The following is a 25,197-nucleotide window of genomic DNA, read 5'->3' as shown; positions in this document are numbered from 1 at the left end:
CATTTGTGGGCTTATTAGTGAGAACTCTTTAAAACTTAAACTAACTCAGCAAGCATCTCATCACTATAAGGTGTCACTTCTTCACCATTTTTAATTTTGCTAATGTAATCTGGGTTAGCAATAAGTGGGCGACCAATGGCAATTAAATCAAATTTATTATCGTTGATCGCTTGTTTGGCAGTTTCAAAACTATAACTACCTACACCCACTAAGGTACTTGCATAACCAGCTCGTAAAAATTCAGAGGTTGATTTACCTTCTAGTGAATCAAAACGCATGCTGTCGTCAAAAATACCGCCATGTAAATAGGCTAGTTTGCGGTTTTCAAGCTCAGGTAATAAGTAGTCAAATACTGCTTTATCACGGTTATCTTCGCTCATATTAAAGTAGGCACCTGGTGTTAAACGCATAGCGGTACGCTCATTACCTACAACATCAATTATGGCATCGGTTACTTCGAGTGCAAAACGAGACATATTTTCTGGTGTTTGCCCATACTCGTCATCACGCTCATTGGCAGCATAATGTAAAAATTGGTCAATTAAATAGCCATTAGCACCATGAATTTCCACGCCGTCAAAACCTGCTTCCATCGCGTTTTCTGCCGCTTTAGCGTAGTCAGCCACTAAGCCTTTAATATCATCTTTAGTGGCAGCTTTTGGCGTAATATAAGTTAGCTCGCGCATACGCGGTACTGAACCTTCAACCCCTATCGCCGATGGCGCCAGAACATCACCACCAAAAAAGTGAGGGTGAGCAACACGGCCAACATGCCATAATTGCGCGAACATTTTACCGCCATTGGCATGCACGGCGTCAGTGACTTTTTTCCAACCTTGAACTTGTTCACTAGTGAAGATACCCGGTGTATTTGGGTAACCTTGTGCATCGGCACGAATAATAATTGCTTCACTAATAATTAATCCTACATTAGCACGGCGAGCGTAGTAATCAACCATCGCTTGTGTAGGCACTAAATTGTCATCTGCCATACAACGAGTTAGTGGTGCCATTAGTACGCGGTTTTGCAGTTCAATGCTGTTATTTAATTTAAAAGGTGAAAGTAAGTCTGTCGACATAATGTTTATCCTTTATTGAATGTACATTCAAGATAAGGTCACTTGAATGAATATTCAAGTATAATTTTGAAACTTTGTTCAAGATTGCGTAAACTGCTTTACCTAAACGCTGCTTAAGGTAGGATTATTGTTGAGAGTTCGTTTTACCTACTCTGCCAACAAGAAGAGTCATTATGAGAACTGCAGAATTTGATACAGAGTTTGTACTGCGCCAAGCAATGGCGATGTTTATGCTTCACGGTTATGCAAAAACCAGTATGCAAAAACTTACTCAAGCAACCCATTTACATCCGGGCTCGTTATACGCGGCATTTGGAAGTAAAAAAGGCATTTTTTTAGCCGCTACTGAGCAATACCAAACCGATCGCAATACACAGTTTACGGCGCTGTTTGAGCACAGCAGTTGTATTTTAGATACGCTGAAACAATACCTTAATATCATTGTGCAAGAATGCGTTGACGGTGAAGCAACCAAAGTGTGCCTGCTCACAAAAAGCATTAGCGAGGTAGAGGGTAACGATCCACAAATTTGCCACGTATTGCGTACTAATTTAACTGCATATGAGCATGCTTTTGCGCAGCAGTTACAAAAAGCAATTGATAATAAAGAAATTACCAATGGCCGAAGTGCCATAGAGCTGGCACGATTTTGTGTTATGGGTATATATGGATTACGCACCTACGCATTAACAAACCAAGACCCCGACGCACTAAACCAACTAGCCAATGAGCTACTAGCAGCCATCAGCTAAACTAAATTTTAAAGCGCAGCAGCTCGCTGCTCTTTGTATACTCCACAGTGAGAGAGAGCCAAAAATGACCACCGATAATTTATCAAAGCAAGACGACGTAATTTTAGGCCTTGGCGCAAAAAAACGACTCGCATACATGTACGAAACCGTGCAGCAATTTAAACAAGTGTGGATTTTAAACGATGACGACGGCTGCGTAATGCTCACTAACGAGGACGACGATTGCGTGCCGGTATGGCCAACACGAGAGTTCGCACAAGCCTGGGCAACCGGCGAATGGCAAGGCTGTACACCTAAAGCAATTCCAACAAACGATTGGTTTAGCCGCTGGACACCTGGCCTTGAAGAAGACGACTTACTGGTGGCCGTGTTCCCTACCGAAGAAGACGACGGCACAATTTTATTCCCTGATGAGTTTCAAGCCCAGTTGAGTAAATCAATTAGGAAGTACTAACTTCTAAAGCAGTGTTCACCTTAAACAAGCTTATTATAAGCATTAAAAGAAAAGTTTATTTACCAAAAGGTTATAAAGCATCTATTATAGTGTTGTAACTTACTTTTATAAAAATCGACCTGGGTGGACGTCAATTCCACCCCTGTAAAAAATCGAATAAAGTAATCAATGTTCAGGTAAATTTAATAAAAAATATACGTTTATTTTCTGTGTTTAAATTGGGGTCTACATGCTGTTCAATTCAAAATATAAAAACAAAATTAATGAGTTAAATAACGAGTTAATTCAATTAAAAAAAACCAATGAAAAGCTTGAAGCGCAATTGTTAGCAGCAAACAGCGAGCAATCACAACAAAACGACAATGAAATAGCAAATGATACAGCCTTTGTAAAACAGCGTGAATTAAACACATTATCATTACAGTCATCTGATTTAATTAGTGACATCAGAGAAAGCTTAGCCTCAACTTCACATAAACTAATTAATGATATTACGTCATTTAAGTCATCCCAAGAATTACTTGATACAATTTTAGATATGTTAGCAACGACTTCATCGTCAACACATAATATCTCAAGAGATACAAAATCAGCCACTAAATCCGTTAAAGAATTGCAGTCAGTAACAATCGGAATTAATGATTTTGTAAACATAATTAAAGGGATTTCTGATCAAACAAATTTACTTGCACTTAATGCGGCCATCGAGGCCGCTAGAGCCGGAGAGCAAGGACGAGGCTTTGCTGTTGTGGCAGATGAAGTAAGGACGCTCGCTCAGCGCTCTTCTGATGCATCTAACGAGATCTCTAATTTAATAGCTAAGGTCAATGAGCAAATGCAAAGCGTTGTAAATAACATTACTAACGTTAGCGAAGAAAGTGATGGCATTGCAAATAGCTCATCAGAAATTGATGCTACCGCTAAAAAGGTGGTTGAACTATCACAAAATATGTATAGCGTTATTGTTAATTCAAGTGCCGATGCATTTATTCAAACAGTAAAAATGGATCACATTGTATGGAAATACGATATTTATAAAGTCATTTTAGGCCAATCAAATAAGACTGCAGAAGACTTTTCTGATCATACCATGTGTCGTTTAGGTAAATGGTATTACCAAGGTGAAGGTGCATTAAAATATTCAAGCATTAACGACTTTAAAGCATTAGAGCAACCACATGAAGATGTCCATAAGAATGGCTTTGCTGCTTTAGAAGCATTCCAATTAGGCGATATCAATACTGCTGTAGAAAAAGTATCTCTTATGGAGCAAGCAAGTTTTAAAGTAGTGGACATACTTAGCGCTTTATCACACAAAATTATGGACTATAACTGTAAGTAAAATAGTCAAAAAACACCTCACTTTGCATAGCGTTATGGTTCATAATCATTTGGCTATGCATACCAAACTTATATAAATTAATCACAAACTAATGACACCTCCACCTAAGCACTGCTGTTCAATAATCAAACTAACTAAATTATTAACCCTTTAAGTAATCGTTAACTATATTTTAATGATAGTGGGTCACGGTTTACCGATTCATCTTACCAATTTCACCGGTATTAAAAACACTTAGCCACATTACAGCAATAGTGAGCACTGTCGTTTAAATACTCTTTTTTATTTAGGTTTTAATTATGTTTAAAGTTCATTTAAGTGTTTTATTCGCGACGTTGTTTACTTTGCCCGTATACTCACAAGAAGCGCAAACACAATCACTTGTGCAAAAAGCGTTAAGTAATGCGCCCACAATTATAAACTTATCAGCAAATCACCCTAAAACCCTAGTAACGCCCGCTATTAATGAGCTCGATGCCAGCCCTGAGTCGGATTTAATTCGTTATGGGCGCTTATTAATTATTGATACCTATAAACAACTTCCCAATAACGTAAATAATAAGCTCAATTGTAGCACTTGCCATCTTAATGAAGGGCGTGTAGCTAAAGCCGCGCCTTATGTGGGCATGAATGTGGTATATCCAAAGTATCGTTCACGTAATGCAAAAATAAACACCATTGAAGACAGAATTAATGGCTGTTTTCAACGCTCAATGAACGGTCAGCCACTGCCTACTAATTCAGTGCCAATGCAGGCTATTGTCAGCTACATGAACTTTTTATCACAAAATATAAAAAACAAAAACGATCTGCAAGACAACACAGGTTTTGTCACTATTAATAAAGAGCTAGTACCAAACGCCGATAACGGAAAAACTCTTTACGTTCAGCACTGTGCAAGTTGTCACCAACTAGACGGTCAAGGCTTATATCCTAATAATACTTACATGTTCCCAGCCATTGCCGGCAGTCAGTCGTTTAATGATGGTGCAGGTATGGCACGCACTTACACCGCAGCGGCATTTATTAAAGGAAATATGCCATTGGGCCAAGAAGGCATGTTAACCGAGCAACAAGCTGTTGATATTGCTTATTACTTTTCACATTTAGAACGTCCTATTTTTGCCAATAAAGCGGATGACTGGCCAAAAGGTGGCGCACCAAAAGACGTGCGTCGATAAATAACTAGATAGGTAAATAAATTAAGTATCGCTGGCGTATTTAAGTCACTCAACGCCCCTCCTATTTACTGCTTTATATTTTACTCGCTCGTCAAAAAATGCACTATGAGGCATATAACTTACCAGCTCGTCGCAGTTAATTCAGACTTTATCGCAACCTAAGTGTGGTTACATTTAAGTCAACGTACTCTTACTTGATTAATGACAAGGTAACGACTGGTTACAATAATAAGATAATGTAAATATGAAAACTTTACTCGCCACGGCAATCAGCTCGGCGTTATTACTTTCGGGCTGCTCTGAGCCAAATGTAAACGCTGACAACAAACAGCAAACTACTGCGCAAAGTGTTTCAGCGCAAGCAAAACAAGCTACCAACCCATTATTAGAAAAAAGCACACTACAGTACGAAACCCCTGACTTTGCAGTCATCAAAGATGAGCATTTTTTACCTGCCTTTAATCAAGGTATGGCGCAGCAAATGGCGCAAGTACAAGACATTATTAATAATACAGCCCCTACGACTTTTGAAAACACCATCGTGGCACTTGAGCAAAGTGGCGAGTTATTAACGCGTGCAAGCAGCATTTTTTACAACCTTGCAGGCTCTAGCTCAAACCCAGCGCGTCGTGAGCTTCAAAAAGAACTTGCACCAAAGCTTGCAGCGCACAGAGACAACATCTTTTTAAATGATGCGTTATTTAAAAAAGTAGCCACACTTTTTGAAAAAACAGACTCTTTAGCATTAACAGCGCAAGAAACACGACTATTAGACGTTTACTATAAACGTTTTGTGCGCTCAGGCGCTCAGCTTAATGATGAACAAAAGCAGCAAATACGTGATATTAACTCATCGCTATCAACCTTAACGACGCAGTTTTCACAAAATTTACTTGCGCTAAGTAAAAGTAATGTTGTTATCGTAAAAGACCAAAAAGAGTTAGCTGGCTTATCGGCAGGTCAAATTGAACAATTTGCTAATGCAGCCACAGAAGCCGGCCACGAAGGGCAGTATTTAATTAAAATCACCAATACCACTCGCCAGCCTGTTTTAGCTTCATTACAAAACCGTGATTTACGCGAGAAAGTGTGGCGTGCATCTTCAGAGCGCGCGCTAGATGGTGAATTTAGTAATCGCGACATTGTTGCGCAACTAGTTAAATTAAGAGCACAAAAAGCAAAGCTACTTGGCTACAACAGCTGGGCTGAATTTGGTTTAGAGTCGCAAATGGCTAAAAAACCACAAGCTGTATTTGATATGTTTGCTAGCATGGTGCCAAGGCTAACTCAAAATGTAGCGTTAGTAGCTACCGATATTCAAGAAAAAATAAATGCATCTGCAGAGCAGTTCGAACTTAAACCATGGGATTGGTTATATTATGCCGAGCAAGTACGTCAAGATAAGTACAACCTTGATGAAAAAGCAGTAAAAGAATATTTTGAGTTTAACCGTGTATTAGAAGACGGTGTATTCTTTACCATGAATCGTTTGTATGGCATTACATTTAAGCCACGTAACGATCTACCTGTGTATCACCCAGATGTAAAAGCATATGAAGTATTTGACGCAAATGGTGAAAGCCTAGCTATCTTTTTTGCTGATTATTTTGCGCGTGAAGGTAAACGTGGCGGCGCATGGATGAGCTCGTTTGTTAAACAGTCTGGTTTGCATGGGCAAAAACCTGTTGTCGTGAATGTTATGAACATTCAAAAAGGCGCCAAAGGTGAGCCGACACTTATTAGCTACGATGAAACAACCACTATGTTCCATGAGCTTGGACATGGCCTGCATGGTATGCTTTCAAAAGTAAAATACCCAACCTTATCTGGTACGTCAGTATCAAGAGACTTTGTTGAATTCCCGTCTACGTTTGAAGAAGATTGGGCAATGCACCCTGAAGTAATTGCTAACTATGCTAAACATTATCAAACAAGCGAGCCGATTCCGGATGAATTACTTGAAAAAGTAATAAAATCAAGAAGCTTTAACCAAGGTTTTGATACGTTAGAATATGTATCTGCCACTTTATTAGATATGGAATGGCATTCATTACCAGCAGATGCCCCACTGCAAGATATTGAAAAATTTGAGCAAGATGTTTTAACAAAACACGGCGTTAACGTGCCATTTGTGCCGCCGCGTTATAAGTCTGCATTCTTTTCTCATTCAATGAGAGGGGGTTACTCTGCAGGCTACTATGCCTACATGTGGAGTGAAATTTTAGCTGCTGATGCATTTGCTTATGTACAAGAGCAAGGAGGCTTAAAACGTGAACTAGGTGACAAATACCGTAAAGAAATTTTAGAAGTCGGTAACTCGCGTGACCTTATGGAATCGTTTAAAGCATTTCGTGGCCAAGAGCCAGACACATCAGCCTTACTTAAACGTCGTGGTTTAACAGCCACGGTTGAATAACAAGCTGTTAGTAGAGCTTGATGGCTACATAGCCATTAAGCTCTGCTTTATGCTATTACATTAAACTTCAAACGCCCCTCAGCCATTTTTATGGGTATTAATAATTGCCCAGCAGCAAAACGCCCCCCACTTACCCAACCTGTTTAACCTTAGCCGAGCATGTATACGCTAAAACATCGGCATAAAAATAATCGAGTCGCGCAAGCGATAGGCTAACTGGCTAAACTTTATTACAGGCACAAAAAAAGACGCCATAAGGCGTCCTAATATAGAATAATGGTGGAGAGAGAGGGATTCGAACCCTCGTTAGGGATTAACCTAAACACACTTTCCAGGCGTGCGCCTTCAGCCACTCAGCCATCTCTCCACAATGTTGCAGTGCAACAGCGCGCTATAGTATGAAATACACTTGCTTGGTGCAAGGCCTTTTTAACATCACGCTTTTAACTGCTCAATAATCAAACTAACCACCTATAAGCAAATAAAAAAGGCGATACCTGAGTATCGCCTTTATCTAATGCATTATATTGCCATCTATTATTTTGCCATATTGGCTGTAAAATCAAGCATGCGATTTAATGATTTAAGTGCGCCTTCGCGCAAATCCATGTCAACAAACACTTCTTTACCGCTGGCATCAATCAGTGCTTCCTCAATCGCTTGTAAGCCATTCATTGCCATCCATGGGCAGTGAGCGCAAGTTTTACACGTAGCGCCGCTACCGGCCGTTGGAGCTTCGAAAAACTCTTTCTCTGGGCATAGTTGCTGCATTTTATAAAAAATACCGCGATCGGTGGCTACAATAAACTTTTTATTAGGCATAGTTTGCGCTGCTTTAATTAGCTGGCTAGTAGAGCCAACTGCATCGGCTAATTCAACAATTTCAGCCGGTGATTCTGGATGCACAAGTACGCCCGCATCTGGGTGCAATGCCTTCATGTCTTTTAAGGCTTTGGTTTTAAATTCGTCATGTACGATACATGCGCCGTTCCACATGATCATATCGGCACCGGTATTCTTTTGAATATAGCTGCCTAAATGCTTATCTGGGCCCCAAATAATTTTTTCACCTTGCTCATCTAAGTGCTCTACTATTTCAAGTGCACACGATGAGGTAACTATCCAATCAGCACGCGCTTTAACCGCGGTAGAGGTGTTAGCGTATACCACCACTTTACGGTCTGGGTGTTGATCACAAAATGCTGAAAATTCATCAACAGGGCAACCAATGTCTAATGAACAGGTTGCTTCAAGGGTGGGCATAACGACAGTTTTATTGGGGGTTAAAATTTTAGCGGTTTCACCCATAAAACGTACGCCCGCGACGATGATCATGTCGGCTTCGTGTCTAGCGCCAAAGCGTGCCATTTCCAGTGAATCGGCTACACAACCGCCTGTTTCTTCAGCGAGTGCTTGAATTTCAGGATCAGTATAATAATGAGCAACAAGCACCGCGTTTTTTTCTTGCAGTAACTGCTTTATTCGCGCTTTATATTCGCCTTTTTCGTCTTGTGTTAACGGAGCTGGCTTAGGAGGAAAGATATAGCCTTCTGGCATAATAGTTTGAGCTAAACTCATTGTTCTCGACCACTTTATTTACAGTGTAATTAATAGTGCAAATTATACGAGAAACTAACACTAAATAATAGCAATCTAACAAGGCAGTTTATAAATAAAAATTAGGGAGATAGTAGGAAATATTTCATGTCGAAGAAAGTGTACCAGAAGTGGTGGGTCATGATGGACTTGAACCATCGACCAATGGATTAAAAGTCCACTGCTCTACCAACTGAGCTAATGACCCGCTCTGGTTTACTTATAAAAAGTAAGGCTGCGTAAATCCGCCGATTATAACCATTCAATAGAGAATGGTGGGTCATGATGGACTTGAACCATCGACCAATGGATTAAAAGTCCACTGCTCTACCAACTGAGCTAATGACCCGCTCTGGTTTACTTATAAAAAGTAAGTGCACGTAAATCCGACGATTATAACCATTCTTATTCAATAGAGAATGGTGGGTCATGATGGACTTGAACCATCGACCAATGGATTAAAAGTCCACTGCTCTACCAACTGAGCTAATGACCCGCTCTGGTTTACTTATAAAAAGTAAGTGCGCGTAAATCCGCCGATTAGACCATTCTAAATATAAAAAAGAATGGTGGGTCATGATGGACTTGAACCATCGACCAATGGATTAAAAGTCCACTGCTCTACCAACTGAGCTAATGACCCGCTCTGGTTTACTTATAAAAAGTAAGTACGCGTAAATCCGCCGATTAGACCATTCTAATATAAAAAGAATGGTGGGTCATGATGGACTTGAACCATCGACCAATGGATTAAAAGTCCACTGCTCTACCAACTGAGCTAATGACCCGCTCTGGTTTACTTATAAAAAGTAAGGCTGCGTAAATCCGCCGATTATAACCATTCAATAGAGAATGGTGGGTCATGATGGACTTGAACCATCGACCAATGGATTAAAAGTCCACTGCTCTACCAACTGAGCTAATGACCCGCTCTGGTTTACTTGTAAAAAGTAAGGCTGCGTAAATCCGCCGATTAAGACCAAACTTTATTAACAATAAAGAATGGTGGGTCATGATGGACTTGAACCATCGACCAATGGATTAAAAGTCCACTGCTCTACCAACTGAGCTAATGACCCGCTCTTTTTGTCGCATTTCGAGTGGGGTTACCATTCGTTTGCTGCGGGCGCTTATAATACTTATTTATAAAATGAGTGCAACCGAAATTGTCTCTTTTTTTAAGTTTTTATGTCTAGTTGAGCAATTTTAGACCGCTTATGACAAAAAGCAGTCTAATCAAGCATCAACATTTATTTTGATAAGCGATCTGTGGCTAATTTAGCAGCAGTTGTACTTGGGTACTGATTGATAAGCTCATTCAGTATTTTTTGTGCTTCTGCCTTCAAACCTTGCTCTTGTAAAAGTGTACCAAGCTTTAACATCGCATCTGGGCGTTTATTTGAATTTGGAAATTCGTTAACAACTACTTTAAAGTGCTCGGCTGCTTTTACACCGTCATTTTTAATCGTTAATAGTTGTCCCAGCCAATAATGTGCGTTTGAGGTGTACACTGAATTTGGATACGTTGTTAAGAACGCTTGAAATTCTGGAATAGCTTGGTCGTAGCGTTTATCTTTCATTATAAGCGCAACAGCACGTTCGTACGCTTCGTTTTCAGATAAATCGCTGCTGTAGCTCTGCTCATTACTAGGCTGTGTATAGTCTGTTGTAGGCGCTGGAGCCGTAGGCTTTGCATACGCTTGGCTAACACGGTTCTCAATTTCTTGATAAAGCTCGCGTTGACGCTGGAGTACTTTTTCAAGCTTATAGCTTTGCTCTTCAGTTACTCCGCGTATTTGACTAACTTCATCTTGCAGTAAATTGAGCTGTTGCTGTAACTCTACTTGTAAAAAATTACGCTGTTGCATCATACTTTCAAGTGTTGCTAAACGCTTTTCAATGCTTGACTGTGAACTTGCAGCTTCTGAAACAGGAGCGGGAGCAGCCATTAACTGGGTGCTCCCGCTCAATATCATGGCTGCCAAAATAATTTTCGGCTTCATAATATCTCTTATCTTAGTAAACTAGTACCGCACGGCGGTTTTTAGCGAAAGCTGCTTCTGTGCGAGTCTTAACCATTGGCTTTTCTTCGCCGTAGCTAACTACTGACATTTGGCTTGCAGAAACACCTAAGCTTTGTAGGTATTTTTCAACTGCTTGTCCACGGTGCTCACCAAGTGCAATGTTGTACTCTGGCGTACCGCGCTCATCTGCGTGGCCTTCAATTAATACTTTAACAGAAGGATTTTTAACTAAAAACTCAGCGTGTGCACGAAGTAAGTCTGCATATTTGCTTTCTACTGTCGCTTTATCAAAGTCAAAGTAGATAATTTGCTCTTGACGAAGCGCTTCGTACTTTTGACGAAGTTGCTCTTCTGCTTGTTGCTCTGGCGTCATTGTGGCTACTTCAACTGTATCCGTTGTTGTTTGCTCAACAGTTGCTTGGTTTGACTGGTTAGCTGCATTTTCGTCGATATCTGAAGATGAGCTACAAGCTGCTAGTGTCATTACTGGCACAGCAATTAGCAGGCCTTTAAGTATTTTGTTAAGTTGCATTGAGTAGATTCCTATTTTGAGTAAACCAGCAATTATTACTGTAAATATGGCGACCAAGCCGGTGCCTTTACTTGTCCATCAAGCACAGGTAAACGTGCTTTAAAACGGCCGTCCATCGATACTAGCGCAAGTACCTGTTTATTATTGTGGAGCGTGCTGTATATAATCATCGAGCCATTCGGCGCTATGCTCGGTGATTCGTCAAGGCGAGTTCGTGTTAAAACTTGAAACGCACCTGTAGCCAACTCTTTCTTAGCAAGATGATACTGTCCGTTAGTACGGTTTACCATCACTAATTCTTTTCCGTCTGGCGAAATAGAACCCGCTAGGTTCATGTCACCGTCAAAGGTTAATCTTTGCGTTCTGCCAGTTTTTAAATTTAACTTATAAATCTGAGCATTACCACCCCTTTCCGACGTAAATACTATATCTTCACCATTTGGGTACCACGAAGGTTCGGTATCTATACTACGATGGCGTGTTAATCGCGTCTCTTTACGTGTTAGTAAGTCTAATAAGTAAACCTCAGTTGCACCAGTTTTATCTTTTGACAGCACTAGCAGTAACTTTTTACCATCTGGCGAGAACTGCGGCGCGCCGTTAATTCCCTTGTAGCTGGTGATCAATTCGCGTTTACCCGTATAAATGTCTTGAATATAAATTTGGCTCTGGCGATTTTCAAAGGTTACATACGCTAACTTAGTACCGTCAGGTGACCAAACCGGCGACATTAATGGCTCTTTTGAACGCAATAATACTTGTTCATTAAAACCATCGTAATCAGCAACCACTAACTGATAAGGCTTTTCTTCGGTATCACGTACAATAACATAGGCTATTTTTGTTAAAAACGCGCCTTTTTCGCCAGTTAGCTTTTCATAAATAACATCACTAATGCGGTGCGAGTATCGACGAAATCCAGTTTCACCAATTACGCTTTGACGTGCTTCTAAAATATGGTCTTGGCTTTGAACAAGCTTACCGTTGCTCATCATTTGTGTTTCACCGCCAGTAATTTGGCCGCGAATAACATCAACAAGCTCATAACGTACTAAGTAACGTCCGTTGGTTTGCTGTTCTACTTCACCCACTAAAACCGCTTCAACGCCTTTATTAACCCAAGCGCCGTAATCAATATCGCCGTCTTTATGTGGTTGTTGAGGCATTTGTGAAACGCTAACTGGCTTAAATTTACCACTACGCATTAAATCAGCAGCAATAACATCGCTAAGCTGCTCTGGAATAGGGCCAATACCTTGGTATTTAAAAGGCACAATCGCAATCGGTCTTGCACCGTCTATACCTTCAGTGATAACAATTTCAAGTGCCGCGTGTGCAACGCCCTGAAACCCTAATATTAAAACTAAACAGGCTATTTTAATTTTGTTAAACATGTCATCCCTTAAAACTCTGGCGCGATGGTTATATTAATATTCTTTAATTGTTCGAATACGTCTTTATCTTTCGATACCGGTAATGTGTCTGCCATGCGAACCGCTCTTAAAGCAGCTTCACACACTAACTTATCACCGCCTAACGACTTAACCTGCGTAACCAAGCCATTAAACCCAAGACGGAGATTAATGCGGCATTGCTGGTTTTTCATTTTTTCATCAATTAATAAGTTTTGCTGAATACGCGCCATAATTAATGCACGGTATTTATCAACTTCACTCACTACTTGCTGTTGACGTATTTTATTACGAGCAGCCTGCTCTTTGGCAAGTTGCTCTTGCAGTATTTGTTCTTGCAATGCTTGCTGACGTTTACGCTCGGCTTCTTCAGCACGTTTTTTACGCTCTTCTTCCGCTTTTTTAAGCGCGGCTTCTTCGGCTTTGCGTTTGTCGGCAGCCGCTTTAGCAGCATCTTCAGCTTCTTGCTTTTGCTTTTGCGCTTGTTTGGCTTTTGCTCGCTCACGTTGTTCTATTTCGCGGGCTTTTTTAGCTTGAGCTTCGGCTTCGGCTCTTTCTTTCTCTTTAGCTTTGCGCTGCTGCTCTAGCTTTTTAATGCGTCTTGCTTCAGATTCACTTTGCTTACGTGCATCGGCTGCACGGCGCTCTAAATCACGAATGCGTTTATCTTCAGCGCGCTTTTTATCTTCTTCTTTTTTGCGTAACTCAGCAATTTTTTGCTCAACCTGCTGTTGATCCACGGTCACAGCAGACACCGCATTTTCTGGCTCAGGAATGGCGGCATTAAGCGTCACTTCCATTACTTTAGGTTTAGGTGGATGAATGTTTGCTGATGCATACAAAAATCCCCCTAATGCTAAATGCAGTATTACTGATTTGATTAACGACGTATTCATATGACTACTTGGTCCCCTCAAAGGATTCGGTCATTAAGCCTACCGATGGTACACCTGCATTCTTCAAAAAATCCATGAGCAGTAACACTTCTTGATACGACACTTTACCTGAGCCTTTAATCATTACTGGGGTATCAGGGTTTTTCATTAGTTGTAGTTTAATTACAGCGGCTACATCTAATGCTTCCATTGGCTCTTCCGGATCAGTACCTATGCTTACATAATACTTACCTTGCGAATCAATAGAGGCAATAATGGGCGGCGTATCTTTGGTATCAACTAAGTCTGACTCTTCCATTTTTGGTAGGTCTACTTTTACGCCATGGGTTATTAATGGCGCAGTGGCCATAAATATAATAAGCAACACCAACATTACATCAATGTATGGTACTACATTAATTTCTGCGACTGGGCGACGCTTTTTACGCTGGTACATTCGCTTGAGCCTCTATTTGGGTAGCTGCTTGACGGTGTAAGATATTGGCAAATTCTTCCATAAAGTTAATGTAATGAGATTCTAACTTTTCAACCTTATTAGCAAATCGGTTATAGGCAATAACGGCAGGAATAGCCGCAAATAAACCCATTGCTGTTGCAATCAAAGCTTCTGCTATACCTGGTGCAACCATTTGTAAGGTTGCTTGTTTTACTTCACCTAAGGCAATAAAGGCATTCATAATACCCCATACTGTACCAAACAAACCTATGTAGGGGCTAATTGACCCAACGGTTGCTAAAAACGATAAGCTTGATTCTAGTTTTTCTATTTCACGAGAAAGCGCAACCCGCATTGAACGGTGCGTGCCTTCCATAACAATGCCTGCACTTTGAAAGGTATTTTTTTTGTGGCGTGCAAACTCTTTAAAACCTGAGGTGAATAACGCTTCAATACCCGTTGATTGACCACCGCGTGATGAAATTTCGTTATATAGCTTACTTAGGTCAACACCAGACCAAAAACGTTGCTCAAATTTTTTGGCATTTGCTAAGGCGTCAGAGATGGCTTTTTTACGTTGAAAAATAATAGCCCACGACATAACCGACATAGCAACCAACGCTAGCATTACTAATTGCACAAGCAAACTGGCTTCTAGAATTAGATCTAAAAAATTAAGCCCTGATCCCACGTTAAACTCCTAAATAATTAAAAACATCAAATTGATTTATTTGAGTAAGGTAACTTTGTAACACATTAGCCACCATTAAAGTTCAGCTAGTGTATCTAGTGTATTTCCTGCTGACAACGATATTGCTGTGAATAGCCAACAAAAAACGTTAAAAAAATAGTTTTACTACTTAACTCTTGTTTTACTGTATAAATAAATAACAATAAAGCTATCTGTAAGCCCGCTTAACTTCACTAAAGAGTCACAAAAATACGCTGTTTATTCAAAATTAATGCATAAGCACTCATAAACACTACACGCTTACCTTAACGTAATAGTAAAACTAATACCGAACGTTTATATGTTAATATACATAAACAAAGCATTTCATTAACTTATAGAATTAATGGTTAATTAACATGCAACATTAAGTAAAAACAGAAAACCCCTGCTATTAGTTTTTTTAATCTGAAAATATAAATTTTCTAGTTTGAACAAATTCTGCCGCTTCGGTATTATTCTCCCATACCGAGCTAGCGCATTAAATGAAAGCTATTTCATTGAATCCAGTTCTTCGTAATATGATTTATTTCGTATTACTTTTTTACTTCTTGGGGTATGACCTCAATAAGTAAAACGTAGTTCCCTAGATTACTTCCTTAAACTTGTTGTTTGCCCGCATTATTTGCGGGCTTTTTTTTTGCCCGCAATTTGTCAAATCAGCTAAACTCGGCCTCAGTAACGTTACAGCAGGCGCACAATAGCCTGATATGTCTTAACGCTCAGTGAATTATTGGCAAAGTAAAATACGTCTAAATTTAGCTTTTGCTCATACTAAAAAGCCACTGTCGTTAAAATGACAGTGGCTTTAGAAAGAGTCTAGTTATTCTGGTTATTTAATCTTTTTTAGGTAACAAGCCAAAATGGTGGTACGCATTATCAGAGACAATTCGCCCTCGCGGCGTACGCTGAATAAATCCTTGTTGAATTAAAAAGGGTTCAATCACATCTTCTATGGTTTCTTTCTCTTCGCCTATTGCCGCGGCTAAGTTGTCAAGGCCAACAGGGCCACCCATAAACTTTTCGATGATGGCGAGTAAATATTTACGATCCATGTAATCAAAACCGCTTTTATCAACGTCAATCATGTCGAGGGCTTGTTGAGCTACCTCAGCATTAACCGTACCGTCTGACTTTACTTGGGTGTAATCGCGCACTCGGCGCAATAAACGATTTGCAATACGTGGCGTACCGCGCGAACGTTTGGCTATTTCGGCCGCGCCATCGTCACACATTTCTAAACTAAGATAATGCGCTGAGCGCCCCACAATATGCGATAAGTCTTCCACAGAGTAAAACTCTAAGCGCTGAACAATACCAAAACGGTCACGCAGTGGAGAAGTTAATGATCCCGCACGGGTAGTTGCACCAATGAGTGTAAATGCGGGTAAATCAAGCTTAATAGAACGCGCTGCAGGGCCTTCACCTATCATAATATCGAGCTGGTAATCTTCCATTGCGGGGTAGAGTATTTCTTCAACTTGCGGGCTCAAACGGTGAATTTCATCAATAAACAGTACATCACCTTCTTCAAGGTTAGTGAGCAATGCGGCTAAATCGCCCGCTTTTTCAAGCACAGGCCCAGACGTGGTTTTAATATTTACGTTTAATTCGTTCGCCACAATATTAGCAAGCGTGGTTTTACCTAAGCCTGGTGGGCCAAATATCAATAAGTGATCCAACGCTTCGCTGCGGCTACGCGCAGCTTCAATAAATATTTCCATTTGTTGCTTAACATGCGGCTGACCACGATAGTCGGCCAGTAACTTAGGCCTAATAGCACGGTCTATGGTGTCTTCGTTGGTTTTTTCAGCAGCATCTATTAAGCGATCAGCTTCGATCATAATTTACTCACAGCATTGATTTCAAAGATTCTTTAATTAGAACCTCAGTCGACATATCGGGTTTGCTTACTGATTTTACTGCTTTTTGCGCTTGTGGCAATTTATAACCGAGCGCCACTAACGCCGAAACCGCATCATCGGCCGCATTATTGGCTATAGTTGCATCGCTCGCAGGCTCTATTACGGCGCTATCGCTAAATGGGGTAAATAAGTCATTACCCCAATTTTTTAATCTGTCTTTCATTTCGAGCACTAAGCGCTCTGCGGTCTTTTTGCCCACCCCTGGCAGTTTAACCAAGGCAGTGGCATCTTCATTATTTACACAACTTACAAACTGCTGCGCCGACATGCCCGACAAAATGGCTAAGCCTAATTTAGGCCCTACTCCATTGGCTTTTAACAGCTCTCTAAATAACGCACGTTCGGTTTTATTATTAAAGCCAAACAATAACTGTGCGTCTTCGCGTACTACAAAATGAGTGTACACAATGGCGTTGTCGCCTACTTTAGGCAAATCGTAAAAACAGGTCATTGGCATTTGTACTTCGTAGCCAACGCCGCTCACTTCTAATAGTATTTCTGGGGGCTGTTTTTCAACTAACACGCCGTTTAAGCGACCTATCATTGTTATTTCCTTAGACGTCCTCTAACGGTTTTGCTTGCGCTACCCGCTAGTTTTATTAAATTTTGTTCAGAGTGGGCATGGCAAATTGCAATTGCAAGCGCATCCGCCGCATCGGCTTGCGGCGTACCTGGCAGTTTAAGTATGTTTTTAACCATATGTTGAACTTGCGATTTATCTGCCCCACCGTTACCCACAACGGCTTGCTTTATTTGCCGTGCTGAGTATTCAAAAACCGGTAAGTCGGCCATAGAGGCACCGACAATCGCAGCACCACGGGCTTGACCTAGCTTTAAAGCAGAATCAGGGTTATGCGCCATAAATACTTTTTCTATAGCAAATGTTTCAGGCGAAAATTGCTCTATAAGTTGCGTAATGCCCTGGTAAATCATTTTAAGTCGGGTGGGAAAGTCATGATCGGCTAATTTAATACAGCCACTGCCTAAGTATGTAAACTTGGCACCTTGATGCGCAACCACACCGTAACCCGTTAAACGCGAGCCCGGATCGATCCCTAAAATTATGGCCAAACAGCACTCTCATTATTGTTATTTATTAATAGTGCTAATAATGCCAGAGCACTGTATAAATTACCAGTACAAAGCAAAAACAAAAATGCCTACTTAAAAAGTAGGCATTTAAACGCTATTTGGCTGGAAAGTTTACGCTAAAGCGCGCACTAAGCCTTGAGTATTTTGTTTAAGCGTACGGGCAATCATAAAATAGCCTAACCCTGCTACAAACACGCCACCAGCAACGGGGCCAATAACCCAAATATTAGGATGCAGCTTACCTGCCAAATCAAACATTTGCTGCTGTACTATTAACAGTGCTATATCACTGAAAAATGCAGCAACTAGTCCGGCTAAACCGCCCAGTAATAAAAACTCATACAAGGTGGCATTTTTTATTAATCGGCTTTTAGCACCTAACGTACGCAATATTACAATTTCTTGCATGCGCTCACCTAAGCTTGCTTGCACCTGCGATATAAGTACCAACGCGCCACACAACACCACAATAGCCAGTACAAAGCCAATAGCTAACGACACTTGCTCAATAGTCGATTGAATTTGTTTAACAAAGTTGTCTACATCAATCGCTGTAATAGTAGGGTATGCTCGCAATAGCTGGCTAAAGTCGCGCTTTTGCTCAGGCTCAATACGTACTGATGAAATATACGTGGCCGGAAAGCTGCTCAACACATCAGGGCTTAAAATAATGAAAAAGTTAGGTTTAAGCGTGGCCCAATTAACTTTACGTACACTGGTAATTTTAGCGTCGAACGACTGCGCACCAATTAAAAACGTGAGGGTATCGCCCATTTTCACATCAAGGCGCTTCATCATCGACTCTTCAAGTGAGGCCTCAGCTACTGCGTCATCGCCAAACCACTGGCCATCTATAATGTCATTTTGTGAGGGGACTTCGTTAAGCCAAGTTAAGTTAAGCTCGCGGCCAATGCCTGAGCGGGCTTCTTCGTCTTTTTTCTCGTTGTCTTGCAATGACACTTCACGTGCTACTGCTTCGCCATTTACTGCATTCACGCGGCCACGAATCGTTGGGTAAAACTCCGACACTTGAATGCCTTTTTGCGCTAAGTATTCATTTACCGGATCCAGCTCATTTTGCGTAATATTAACCAAAAAGGCATTAGGTGCATCGCTTGGTAACTGAGACTGCCAATCCGAAATAATGTCGTTTTTTAGCACAATTAAAAACAACAGTAATTTAATCGCTAGCGAAAAACTAATTAGCTGCACCGCATTAACATTGGCGCGCTTTTGAATAGACGCAATAGCCAACGACCAGCTGTTACCTGGCTTTAAGCCAAGCTTGCGGCCCCCGCCAAATATTAATTTAGAAATTAAAAACAACACTAAAATAAGCGCAAGCGTTGAGGCAAATAAAATAAGGGTAATTTTAATATTGTTACTAAATAACCACATTAATAAAAATACCGTTAAGGCGCTAAGTCCTAAATGGATTTTACTTACCGCAAGGCGATCGCCTAAATTACGGCGAAGCACTCTAAGTGGTGGAATATCAAATAAATCTAACAATGGCTTAATAGAAAACATAACCGCACAAATAACTCCGGTGCTAATGGCCACTAACCACGGTTTAAACCCTGCCATAGGCAGTTCGGTTCCCATGCTTTTTGCAAGGTAACCAGTTGCAACTTCTTGTAAGCCGTAACCAATAGCAAGGCCAACAACTACCGCCATCGTACACACCATTAATAAGTGCATAAGGTAAATTTTGCGGATCATATCGCGGCTGCCGCCTAAAGTTTTCATCATTGCGACAGGGTCGTATTGGCGCTCACAATAACGTTTAGCTGACACCGCAATGGCTACTGCAGCTAAAATAATGCCCAGTAAACCTGCTAACAATAAAAAGCTTTCGGCTCTGTTTAAGCTATTTGAAATAGGAGACTGGCGGTCTTTTACACCATACCAGTTTTGGTTTTCTTTGAGTTGCGGCTTTAACCAATCGTAAAAACTATTGATGTCGTTTTCATCACCTGCATATAACTGGCGGTAAAATACACGACTGCCTGGCTGTATTACTTCGGTTTTTGCCACATCATCTATGTTTATGAGCACCCTACGGCTACTAGAGAACACATTAAATGGCGCGTCGGGTTCTTCTACAATCACCTTTTCAACGTTAAATAACGCGGCACCTAATTCAACTTGGTCGCCTACGTTTATGTTTAAGCTATAAAAAACTGACTCACTTAACCATACGTTACCAGGGCTTGGCGCACCGGGGGCAACCTCAGTTTGAGCATTCAAACCCGACTTAACTTTCAATTGGCCTTTAAGCGGGTAACTGTTTGATGCAGCCTTTACCGAGCTAAACTGCATTTGATCGTTTGCAAACAGCATAGTGTCAAAGTACACCATTTGTGCAGTTTGTAAGTTTTGTTGTTCTGCTTTGGTTATAAAGGCGGTATCTATGGCGTGATTGCTGGCAAGAACACGATCTGCTGCTATAAATGCACTGCTTTTTTGTGCAATACTTTGTGCAATTCGCTCAGTTACCATAGATAAAGTAAGCACGGTTAATACCGCTAAAGCAATGGCAGCACTTATTACGGTTAGTTCACCGCGGCGAAACTCACGAGAAAATAATTTAAGCGCTAATTTAGCCCACATTTGCCATTTCCTCTGTTGAATTTTGTACCAGCTCCCCCGCCTCTATTTGAATAATGCGTTCACATTTTTGTGCTAAGGCTTCATCGTGAGTGACTAAAATGAGGGTTGTACCGTTTTGCTTATTTAAATCAAATAATAACGACTCAATCATATGGCCATTTTTGCTATCTAAGTTAGCTGATGGCTCATCGGCAAACAATATTTTTGGTGAACCCACAAATGCACGGGCAATCGCAACACGTTGTTGCTCACCACCAGATAACTGCGACGGGTAATGATCAACCCGATGGCTTAAGCCTACTTTTTCAAGCAAAGCGAGCGCTTGTTCTTTGGCGTCTTCTTTACCTGCAAGCTCTGCCGGTAGCATCACGTTTTCAAGTGCAGTTAAACTTTGTACCAACATAAAAGACTGAAACACAAAGCCAACTTTTGCAGCTCTGAGTGCGGCCCGCGCTTCTTCGTCTAATTCGTGCAGCGGCTCCCCATCTAACATTACTTCACCGCTGCTTGCCGTATCAAGCCCTGCTAATAAACTTAATAAAGTGGATTTACCTGAGCCCGACGTGCCAACAACAGCAACAGACTCACCGTGCTTGACATTAAAGCTGATGTCGCTGAGGATGGACAACTCACCTTCAAGGGTAGATACAACTTTAGACAAACCATTTACTTGAATTATATTTAATTGAGAAAGCGCTGACATATGACTCATTCAATCCTACGTTTTGTATTTATTTTATTTTTAGTTATTAACCCGCTTACTGTGGCAGCTAACAACACGATTTTAATACTTGGTGACAGTTTAAGCGCAGCCTATGGCTTAAAACAAGAACAAGGCTGGGTGCAATTGTTACAAGATAAATACGATGCCGAGCAACGTAATCTCAATTTAGTTAATGCCAGTATTAGCGGTGAAACCACTGGTGGCGCCCTGCGCAGACTTGATGCATTGCTTGAGCAATATCAACCAACTCATGTGCTCATAGAGCTTGGCGCTAATGACGGTCTACGCGGTTTCCCAATTACTAAAATGCAAGACAACTTGACCGCTCTAATTGAAAAAAGCCAAGCAATAGATGCACAAACCGCGCTAATGGAAATTTATATTCCACCTAACTATGGCCCACGTTACAGTAAAATGTTCACCGATAGCTTTGCCAGTGTTAGCAAAGCCACAGGCTCGTATTTAATGCCGTTTTTTGTACTTAAAGTAGCAGGCAAAAGCGAGCTAATGCAAAACGATAACTTACACCCTAACAAAACTGCGCAACCAATACTACGAGATGAAATGTATAACACGATCAACCAGTGGTTAAATAAAGAGTAAAGCCGTGTAAAACTTCTGGCGCAAGCGCTTAATATTAAACGCTTGCGCAATAAACATCCAAACAAACAAATGCTTATTGATTTTTTTAAAAATACACGTACTATTGCAGTCGAAGTCGGTATGTGGCGCAGCTTGGTAGCGCACTGTCATGGGGTGGCAGGGGTCGAGAGTTCGAATCTCTCCATACCGACCATTTAAAACTCTTCAGAATTCAGTTTCATCCAATAAAAACCATTTTACTTTCGTACTAGCTAATTTAATAATAAAAAATATCGCACATTTATCGCACCAACCAATTTATTGACTGTTTTCCTGCTTTTTATGATTTCAAAGATATTGAGATTATGTGACCCCACAGTTAAATACTTTTCAAATAATAAAGAAGCACGTAACTGCTTTAATTATTGATGTATTGGTTTGAGGTCATTGATATGCAGCTATGAGTAGATGCTAAATAGCCGTAATGTCTGAAGTCAAGATTTACCCCTATGGTTTTCTTCAACTCAAGCTCAACGGTGTAACAAAATAACGTATGTTATACATACAGCTCACCGAATGTTCCATAGATACCGGCGGGAGTTAGAAAGCGTTTGAGAAGAAGTTTCATTTTGGAGCTTTCTTACACGCATAGCCCTCCCCGCAGGGTGCGGGTTACAAACTATTCAAATAAACTACTCTTTCAATATTTTGTCAATATTTCTTAAGCTTTGTATTGCTAGTATCAATTCATTCTTTGTTGGTGTAGTTATATTGCTTAGTGTATTAAGCTTAAATACGTTATTAAGCTTACATGTTTCAGATTTAATTAAATCCATCTTTCCATTAAGTGATTCATTATCGAATACAAGCTTTCGGTATGCATTTCTATTTTTCTCAAGCTCTTTTGTTAATTCTATAGTTTTATTATGAGCATTGAGATAAAGTTTATCAGCTTCAAGCAGTATTAGCTTATTGCACCAATAAGTATCGCAATTAAAAATCGCGACAAAGCTGCTGCCGTTTGTGTTAAGACTTCAGGCAAAGTTTACTTTGGTAGCGAGTGCCACACATAAATAGGCGTTTGGTAGAAATATTTAAGTTTGATCACTTTAGTTGGTTTATGTAATGGCAAAGCGAAGGTATTACTCACCATGGTCATTTTGTTAGCTACATCATATTTGAGTCTATCTTCAAACGCTAGCATACCAACAGGAAACAAGTAACACACCTGAGTAGACGCAGTACTGTGATAAGCATTTTTGAAGTCTTTGCGATAAAGAGTAAGGTTATTTAAACCCAAACTATATTTAATACGCACTAAAACCAACATACCCCAACCCGATCCTAAATCAATGTGCCTTTTTTAACCATAATGACTCGCTAAAATATAAGAAGAAACTATTAAAATGGGCATTTATATAACATGATCTTTCGCTAGATTTGCTGTTCATTACTTGTTCGACTATTACTATATTATGGGAACTAAATTTACTTGCGGGATGCTTGATGGACCTTAAAAAAGTAAATAAAAAATCTAACTCACCAAGTTTAACTGTAAATATGGATGAAGCATTTTTAACTCAACTAGTTAATTGTTTACCCATGGGGGCAATGGTAGTTAATACTGATGCTCAGATCCTTTTTGCCAATAATCAACTGTCTGAAATACTGGGCTATGAGGATTCAGAACTCATAGGGATGAACATAGATAATTTACTTCCAGCTCAATTTAAAGCCAATCATACCCACTTGATGAGTCAGTTTTTTGCTAACCCTCGAAAACGCTTAATGGGTGAAGGCCGTGAGTTATTTGCGAGTCAAAAAAGTGGTAAGCAAATCCCAATTGAAATAGGTTTAAACCCAATACAAGGACAACAAGAATTAGTTTTAGCCACACTGGTTGATATATCGCAAAGGCTGCGCGCTAATAATATGTTTCAACGCTCTATTCAAGCTGCACCACATGGTGTGTTAATAGTTGACCAAGCGGGCATTATTCAAGCGGTTAATCAATCGTTATGTAAATCTTTTGGTTACAGTGAAATAGAACTACTCGATAAAAAAATGGAAATGTTATTACCGCAGCGCTACCAAGGGCATCACTCAGCACTTCGTCATTCATTTCACCGTGAACCCAGTGTAAGAAGTATGGGAGTAGGTAGAGATTTAACCGCGTTACACAAAGACGGTAAAGAATTCCCGGTTGAAGTAGGCTTGAGTCCTTTTATAAACACCAATGATGAAGACATGGTGTTTGTCTCGTTGTTAGATATAACAGAACGAAAACAAATGGAAACTGAGCTAAGAGAAAATAACACTAGCCTGAAAGAGTTTACCTATGTGGCCTCTCATGATTTACGCTCTCCATTGCGTGGCATTTCAAACTTAATTGAATGGATAAAAGAAGATTTAGGCACTACCACGCCTGAAGTAGAGTACAACTTAACGCGTATTGATGATCGTATTCATAAAATGGAGACGTTAATTGATAATTTATTGGCCTATGCAAGAGCTGGCAAAGCTACCCTAGATACTCAAGTAATCGATATGCATAAATTAATCTCTAACGTTACCGAACTATTAGATTTACCTGCTGGAATGAAGCTTCATAAAGACGTTCAATTAGATACTATCGTCACTGCATGGACGCCACTTGAAACCGTTGTCCGCAATTTATTAAGTAACGCCATTAAACATCACGACAGTAAAGAGGGAACTATAGAGATTCGTTGTGTAGCAGAAAATACGCTTTGCCATATCACTGTGACTGATGATGGCCCCGGTATACCACCAGAAGCTTACGAACGTATTTTTAGTTTATTTCAAACAACCTCTGACGATAAGTCAGGCTCAGGTATTGGGCTGTCTATTAGTCGGCGTCTGGCACAAGCTCATGGTGGGCGCATTTCCGTTAGCTCAAATGAACCGCAAAAAGGGTCTACATTTCATGTTTGGTGGCCGCGCTTTGCAAGGAAAGAGAATTTATGATCAAAAATCTATCTATACTGCTTGTTGAAGACGATGATGTTGCCGCGGAAGCCGTAACAAGAAGCCTAAAAAAAGTGGATCCTAAAATTAAAATAATTTGGAAACAAAATGGAAAACTTGCGTTAGATGCGTTACGAGAAAAAGCACAACAAAAAGTAATATCAGAGCCCTACTTAGTATTGCTAGACCTGAATATGCCAGTGATGAATGGGTTTGAATTTTTAGAGCATATTCGTAAAGATAAAAAATTAAACGATACCGTTGTATTTATACTCACGACCTCCAATGAGGATAACGATCGTACTCGCGCGTACCATAACAACGTAGCAGGTTACATGGTTAAACATGCAATTGGCCCGCAGTTTGCCAAATTAGCGACACTTATGGATGCTTATATACATGCCGTTGAGCTTGAATAAGCCA

General features: G+C 40.4%; 22 protein-coding genes and 9 tRNA genes. 9 read left to right on the top strand and 22 right to left on the bottom strand.

The genetic code is table 11. The features are described from left to right. Positions 1-35: 35 nt before the first annotated feature. Positions 36-1,079, bottom strand: a complete 1,044-nt coding sequence (locus tag KK487_RS06200) for an alkene reductase (RefSeq protein WP_128583387.1) — start codon at positions 1,077-1,079, stop codon at positions 36-38. Between the two features lie 173 nt (positions 1,080-1,252). Between KK487_RS06200 and KK487_RS06195 the strand changes: the two genes are divergently transcribed. The 5 genes from KK487_RS06195 (at position 1,253) to KK487_RS06175 (ending at position 7,224) form a co-directional block, all read left to right on the top strand. Next, a complete protein-coding gene (locus KK487_RS06195) occupies positions 1,253-1,831 on the top strand; it encodes a TetR/AcrR family transcriptional regulator (protein WP_013464648.1) in 579 nt (192 codons plus the stop codon). Positions 1,832-1,895: 64 nt separating this feature from the next. Beyond that, positions 1,896-2,285, top strand: a complete 390-nt coding sequence (locus tag KK487_RS06190; RefSeq protein ID WP_013464647.1) for a DUF2750 domain-containing protein — start codon at positions 1,896-1,898, stop codon at positions 2,283-2,285. A 229-nt stretch (positions 2,286-2,514) separates the two neighbouring features. Then, a complete protein-coding gene (locus KK487_RS06185; protein WP_128583386.1) occupies positions 2,515-3,627 on the top strand; it encodes a methyl-accepting chemotaxis protein in 1,113 nt (370 codons plus the stop codon). Positions 3,628-3,926: 299 nt separating this feature from the next. After that, positions 3,927-4,808 (top strand): c-type cytochrome, encoded by an 882-nt coding sequence (locus KK487_RS06180; protein WP_058154430.1) that lies wholly within the window; start codon positions 3,927-3,929, stop codon positions 4,806-4,808. Between the two features lie 244 nt (positions 4,809-5,052). Next, positions 5,053-7,224: a M3 family metallopeptidase gene (locus KK487_RS06175; protein WP_036956156.1), complete on the top strand. Its 2,172-nt coding sequence runs from the start codon at positions 5,053-5,055 to the stop codon at positions 7,222-7,224. A 277-nt stretch (positions 7,225-7,501) separates the two neighbouring features. On the opposite strand, the gene KK487_RS06170 is transcribed toward KK487_RS06175, so the two are convergent. From KK487_RS06170 to KK487_RS06075, 20 genes are all read right to left on the bottom strand, one after another. Then, positions 7,502-7,591 (bottom strand) — tRNA-Ser (locus tag KK487_RS06170). Positions 7,592-7,761: 170 nt separating this feature from the next. Then, positions 7,762-8,802, bottom strand: a complete 1,041-nt coding sequence (gene nadA / locus KK487_RS06165) for a quinolinate synthase NadA (protein ID WP_013464643.1) — start codon at positions 8,800-8,802, stop codon at positions 7,762-7,764. Positions 8,803-8,952: 150 nt separating this feature from the next. After that, a tRNA-Lys gene (locus KK487_RS06160) sits at positions 8,953-9,028 on the bottom strand. Between the two features lie 65 nt (positions 9,029-9,093). Continuing rightward, a tRNA-Lys gene (locus tag KK487_RS06155) sits at positions 9,094-9,169 on the bottom strand. Positions 9,170-9,240: 71 nt separating this feature from the next. After that, positions 9,241-9,316: transfer RNA gene (locus KK487_RS06150), tRNA-Lys, on the bottom strand. A gap of 71 nt (positions 9,317-9,387) precedes the next feature. Next, positions 9,388-9,463: transfer RNA gene (locus KK487_RS06145), tRNA-Lys, on the bottom strand. 69 nt (positions 9,464-9,532) lie between these two features. Beyond that, positions 9,533-9,608, bottom strand: a tRNA-Lys gene (locus KK487_RS06140). A 65-nt stretch (positions 9,609-9,673) separates the two neighbouring features. Then, a tRNA-Lys gene (locus KK487_RS06135) sits at positions 9,674-9,749 on the bottom strand. Between the two features lie 74 nt (positions 9,750-9,823). Next, positions 9,824-9,899: transfer RNA gene (locus tag KK487_RS06130), tRNA-Lys, on the bottom strand. Between the two features lie 171 nt (positions 9,900-10,070). Continuing rightward, positions 10,071-10,823 (bottom strand): tol-pal system protein YbgF, encoded by a 753-nt coding sequence (ybgF, locus tag KK487_RS06125; RefSeq protein WP_016899823.1) that lies wholly within the window; start codon positions 10,821-10,823, stop codon positions 10,071-10,073. A 13-nt stretch (positions 10,824-10,836) separates the two neighbouring features. Next, positions 10,837-11,376, bottom strand: coding sequence for a peptidoglycan-associated lipoprotein Pal (gene pal, locus KK487_RS06120; protein ID WP_013464641.1), 540 nt, complete (start codon positions 11,374-11,376; stop codon positions 10,837-10,839). A gap of 35 nt (positions 11,377-11,411) precedes the next feature. Continuing rightward, the gene (gene tolB / locus KK487_RS06115) at positions 11,412-12,770 is read right to left on the bottom strand and encodes a Tol-Pal system beta propeller repeat protein TolB (RefSeq protein WP_013464640.1); all 1,359 of its coding nucleotides are present in this window, start codon (positions 12,768-12,770) and stop codon (positions 11,412-11,414) included. Positions 12,771-12,778: 8 nt separating this feature from the next. Next, the gene (gene tolA / locus KK487_RS06110; protein WP_024601153.1) at positions 12,779-13,684 is read right to left on the bottom strand and encodes a cell envelope integrity protein TolA; all 906 of its coding nucleotides are present in this window, start codon (positions 13,682-13,684) and stop codon (positions 12,779-12,781) included. A gap of 4 nt (positions 13,685-13,688) precedes the next feature. Beyond that, positions 13,689-14,120, bottom strand: a complete 432-nt coding sequence (tolR, locus tag KK487_RS06105; RefSeq protein WP_016899822.1) for a protein TolR — start codon at positions 14,118-14,120, stop codon at positions 13,689-13,691. Next, positions 14,107-14,811 carry a protein TolQ gene (gene tolQ, locus KK487_RS06100; protein WP_016899821.1) on the bottom strand — a complete coding sequence of 235 codons (705 nt, stop codon included), beginning with the start codon at positions 14,809-14,811 and terminating at the stop codon, positions 14,107-14,109. The genes tolR and tolQ overlap by 14 nt, the downstream gene beginning before the upstream one ends. Before the next feature lie 875 nt (positions 14,812-15,686). Next, positions 15,687-16,694 (bottom strand): Holliday junction branch migration DNA helicase RuvB, encoded by a 1,008-nt coding sequence (gene ruvB / locus KK487_RS06095; protein ID WP_013464636.1) that lies wholly within the window; start codon positions 16,692-16,694, stop codon positions 15,687-15,689. 7 nt (positions 16,695-16,701) lie between these two features. Then, positions 16,702-17,319: a Holliday junction branch migration protein RuvA gene (ruvA, locus tag KK487_RS06090; protein ID WP_008114133.1), complete on the bottom strand. Its 618-nt coding sequence runs from the start codon at positions 17,317-17,319 to the stop codon at positions 16,702-16,704. 2 nt (positions 17,320-17,321) lie between these two features. After that, on the bottom strand, positions 17,322-17,846 hold the full coding sequence (gene ruvC, locus KK487_RS06085; protein WP_008114131.1) for a crossover junction endodeoxyribonuclease RuvC: 525 nt from the start codon (positions 17,844-17,846) through the stop codon (positions 17,322-17,324). A gap of 132 nt (positions 17,847-17,978) precedes the next feature. After that, positions 17,979-20,480, bottom strand: a complete 2,502-nt coding sequence (locus tag KK487_RS06080) for an ABC transporter permease (protein ID WP_036956153.1) — start codon at positions 20,478-20,480, stop codon at positions 17,979-17,981. After that, entirely contained in the window at positions 20,470-21,183 is a 714-nt protein-coding gene (locus KK487_RS06075; RefSeq protein WP_008114127.1) for an ABC transporter ATP-binding protein, read from the bottom strand. The genes KK487_RS06080 and KK487_RS06075 overlap by 11 nt, the downstream gene beginning before the upstream one ends. Between KK487_RS06075 and KK487_RS06070 the strand changes: the two genes are divergently transcribed. Beyond that, positions 21,184-21,807 carry an arylesterase gene (locus KK487_RS06070; RefSeq protein WP_013464633.1) on the top strand — a complete coding sequence of 208 codons (624 nt, stop codon included), beginning with the start codon at positions 21,184-21,186 and terminating at the stop codon, positions 21,805-21,807. It abuts the gene before it with no gap. A gap of 116 nt (positions 21,808-21,923) precedes the next feature. After that, positions 21,924-22,000, top strand: a tRNA-Pro gene (locus tag KK487_RS06065). 831 nt (positions 22,001-22,831) lie between these two features. Here the strand turns inward: KK487_RS06065 and KK487_RS06060 are convergent. Further along, positions 22,832-23,116: a hypothetical protein gene (locus KK487_RS06060; protein WP_013464631.1), complete on the bottom strand. Its 285-nt coding sequence runs from the start codon at positions 23,114-23,116 to the stop codon at positions 22,832-22,834. Between the two features lie 176 nt (positions 23,117-23,292). Here KK487_RS06060 and KK487_RS06055 point away from each other — a divergent pair, with 176 nt between their 5' ends. Continuing rightward, a complete protein-coding gene (locus tag KK487_RS06055) occupies positions 23,293-24,774 on the top strand; it encodes a PAS domain-containing sensor histidine kinase (RefSeq protein ID WP_013464630.1) in 1,482 nt (493 codons plus the stop codon). Continuing rightward, positions 24,771-25,193 carry a response regulator gene (locus tag KK487_RS06050; RefSeq protein ID WP_013464629.1) on the top strand — a complete coding sequence of 141 codons (423 nt, stop codon included), beginning with the start codon at positions 24,771-24,773 and terminating at the stop codon, positions 25,191-25,193. Before KK487_RS06055 ends, KK487_RS06050 begins: the two co-directional genes overlap by 4 nt. Positions 25,194-25,197: the final 4 nt, after the last annotated feature.

The sequence above is a fragment of the Pseudoalteromonas sp. SiA1 genome, from assembly GCF_018732205.1.
In the GTDB taxonomy this organism is placed as follows: Bacteria; Pseudomonadota; Gammaproteobacteria; order Enterobacterales; family Alteromonadaceae; genus Pseudoalteromonas; species Pseudoalteromonas tetraodonis.
This window is presented reverse-complemented; position numbering and strand designations above follow the sequence as displayed.

Excerpts from the sequence above, each read along its gene's own strand:
- KK487_RS06050 (WP_013464629.1), top strand. The coding sequence starts at position 24,771 with ATGATCAAAAATCTATCTATACTGCTTGTTGAAGACGATGATGTTGCC.
- KK487_RS06060 (WP_013464631.1), bottom strand. The coding sequence starts at position 23,116 with ATGTTGGTTTTAGTGCGTATTAAATATAGTTTGGGTTTAAATAACCTT.
- ruvB (WP_013464636.1), bottom strand. The coding sequence starts at position 16,694 with ATGATCGAAGCTGATCGCTTAATAGATGCTGCTGAAAAAACCAACGAA.
- KK487_RS06080 (WP_036956153.1), bottom strand. The coding sequence starts at position 20,480 with ATGTGGGCTAAATTAGCGCTTAAATTATTTTCTCGTGAGTTTCGCCGC.
- KK487_RS06200 (WP_128583387.1), bottom strand. The coding sequence starts at position 1,079 with ATGTCGACAGACTTACTTTCACCTTTTAAATTAAATAACAGCATTGAA.
- KK487_RS06185 (WP_128583386.1), top strand. The coding sequence starts at position 2,515 with ATGCTGTTCAATTCAAAATATAAAAACAAAATTAATGAGTTAAATAAC.
- KK487_RS06180 (WP_058154430.1), top strand. The coding sequence starts at position 3,927 with ATGTTTAAAGTTCATTTAAGTGTTTTATTCGCGACGTTGTTTACTTTG.
- KK487_RS06070 (WP_013464633.1), top strand. The coding sequence starts at position 21,184 with ATGACTCATTCAATCCTACGTTTTGTATTTATTTTATTTTTAGTTATT.
- tolR (WP_016899822.1), bottom strand. The coding sequence starts at position 14,120 with ATGTACCAGCGTAAAAAGCGTCGCCCAGTCGCAGAAATTAATGTAGTA.
- KK487_RS06190 (WP_013464647.1), top strand. The coding sequence starts at position 1,896 with ATGACCACCGATAATTTATCAAAGCAAGACGACGTAATTTTAGGCCTT.
- pal (WP_013464641.1), bottom strand. The coding sequence starts at position 11,376 with ATGCAACTTAACAAAATACTTAAAGGCCTGCTAATTGCTGTGCCAGTA.
- tolB (WP_013464640.1), bottom strand. The coding sequence starts at position 12,770 with ATGTTTAACAAAATTAAAATAGCCTGTTTAGTTTTAATATTAGGGTTT.
- KK487_RS06055 (WP_013464630.1), top strand. The coding sequence starts at position 23,293 with ATGGACCTTAAAAAAGTAAATAAAAAATCTAACTCACCAAGTTTAACT.
- nadA (WP_013464643.1), bottom strand. The coding sequence starts at position 8,802 with ATGAGTTTAGCTCAAACTATTATGCCAGAAGGCTATATCTTTCCTCCT.
- KK487_RS06075 (WP_008114127.1), bottom strand. The coding sequence starts at position 21,183 with ATGTCAGCGCTTTCTCAATTAAATATAATTCAAGTAAATGGTTTGTCT.
- tolA (WP_024601153.1), bottom strand. The coding sequence starts at position 13,684 with ATGAATACGTCGTTAATCAAATCAGTAATACTGCATTTAGCATTAGGG.
- KK487_RS06175 (WP_036956156.1), top strand. The coding sequence starts at position 5,053 with ATGAAAACTTTACTCGCCACGGCAATCAGCTCGGCGTTATTACTTTCG.
- KK487_RS06195 (WP_013464648.1), top strand. The coding sequence starts at position 1,253 with ATGAGAACTGCAGAATTTGATACAGAGTTTGTACTGCGCCAAGCAATG.
- ybgF (WP_016899823.1), bottom strand. The coding sequence starts at position 10,823 with ATGAAGCCGAAAATTATTTTGGCAGCCATGATATTGAGCGGGAGCACC.
- ruvA (WP_008114133.1), bottom strand. The coding sequence starts at position 17,319 with ATGATAGGTCGCTTAAACGGCGTGTTAGTTGAAAAACAGCCCCCAGAA.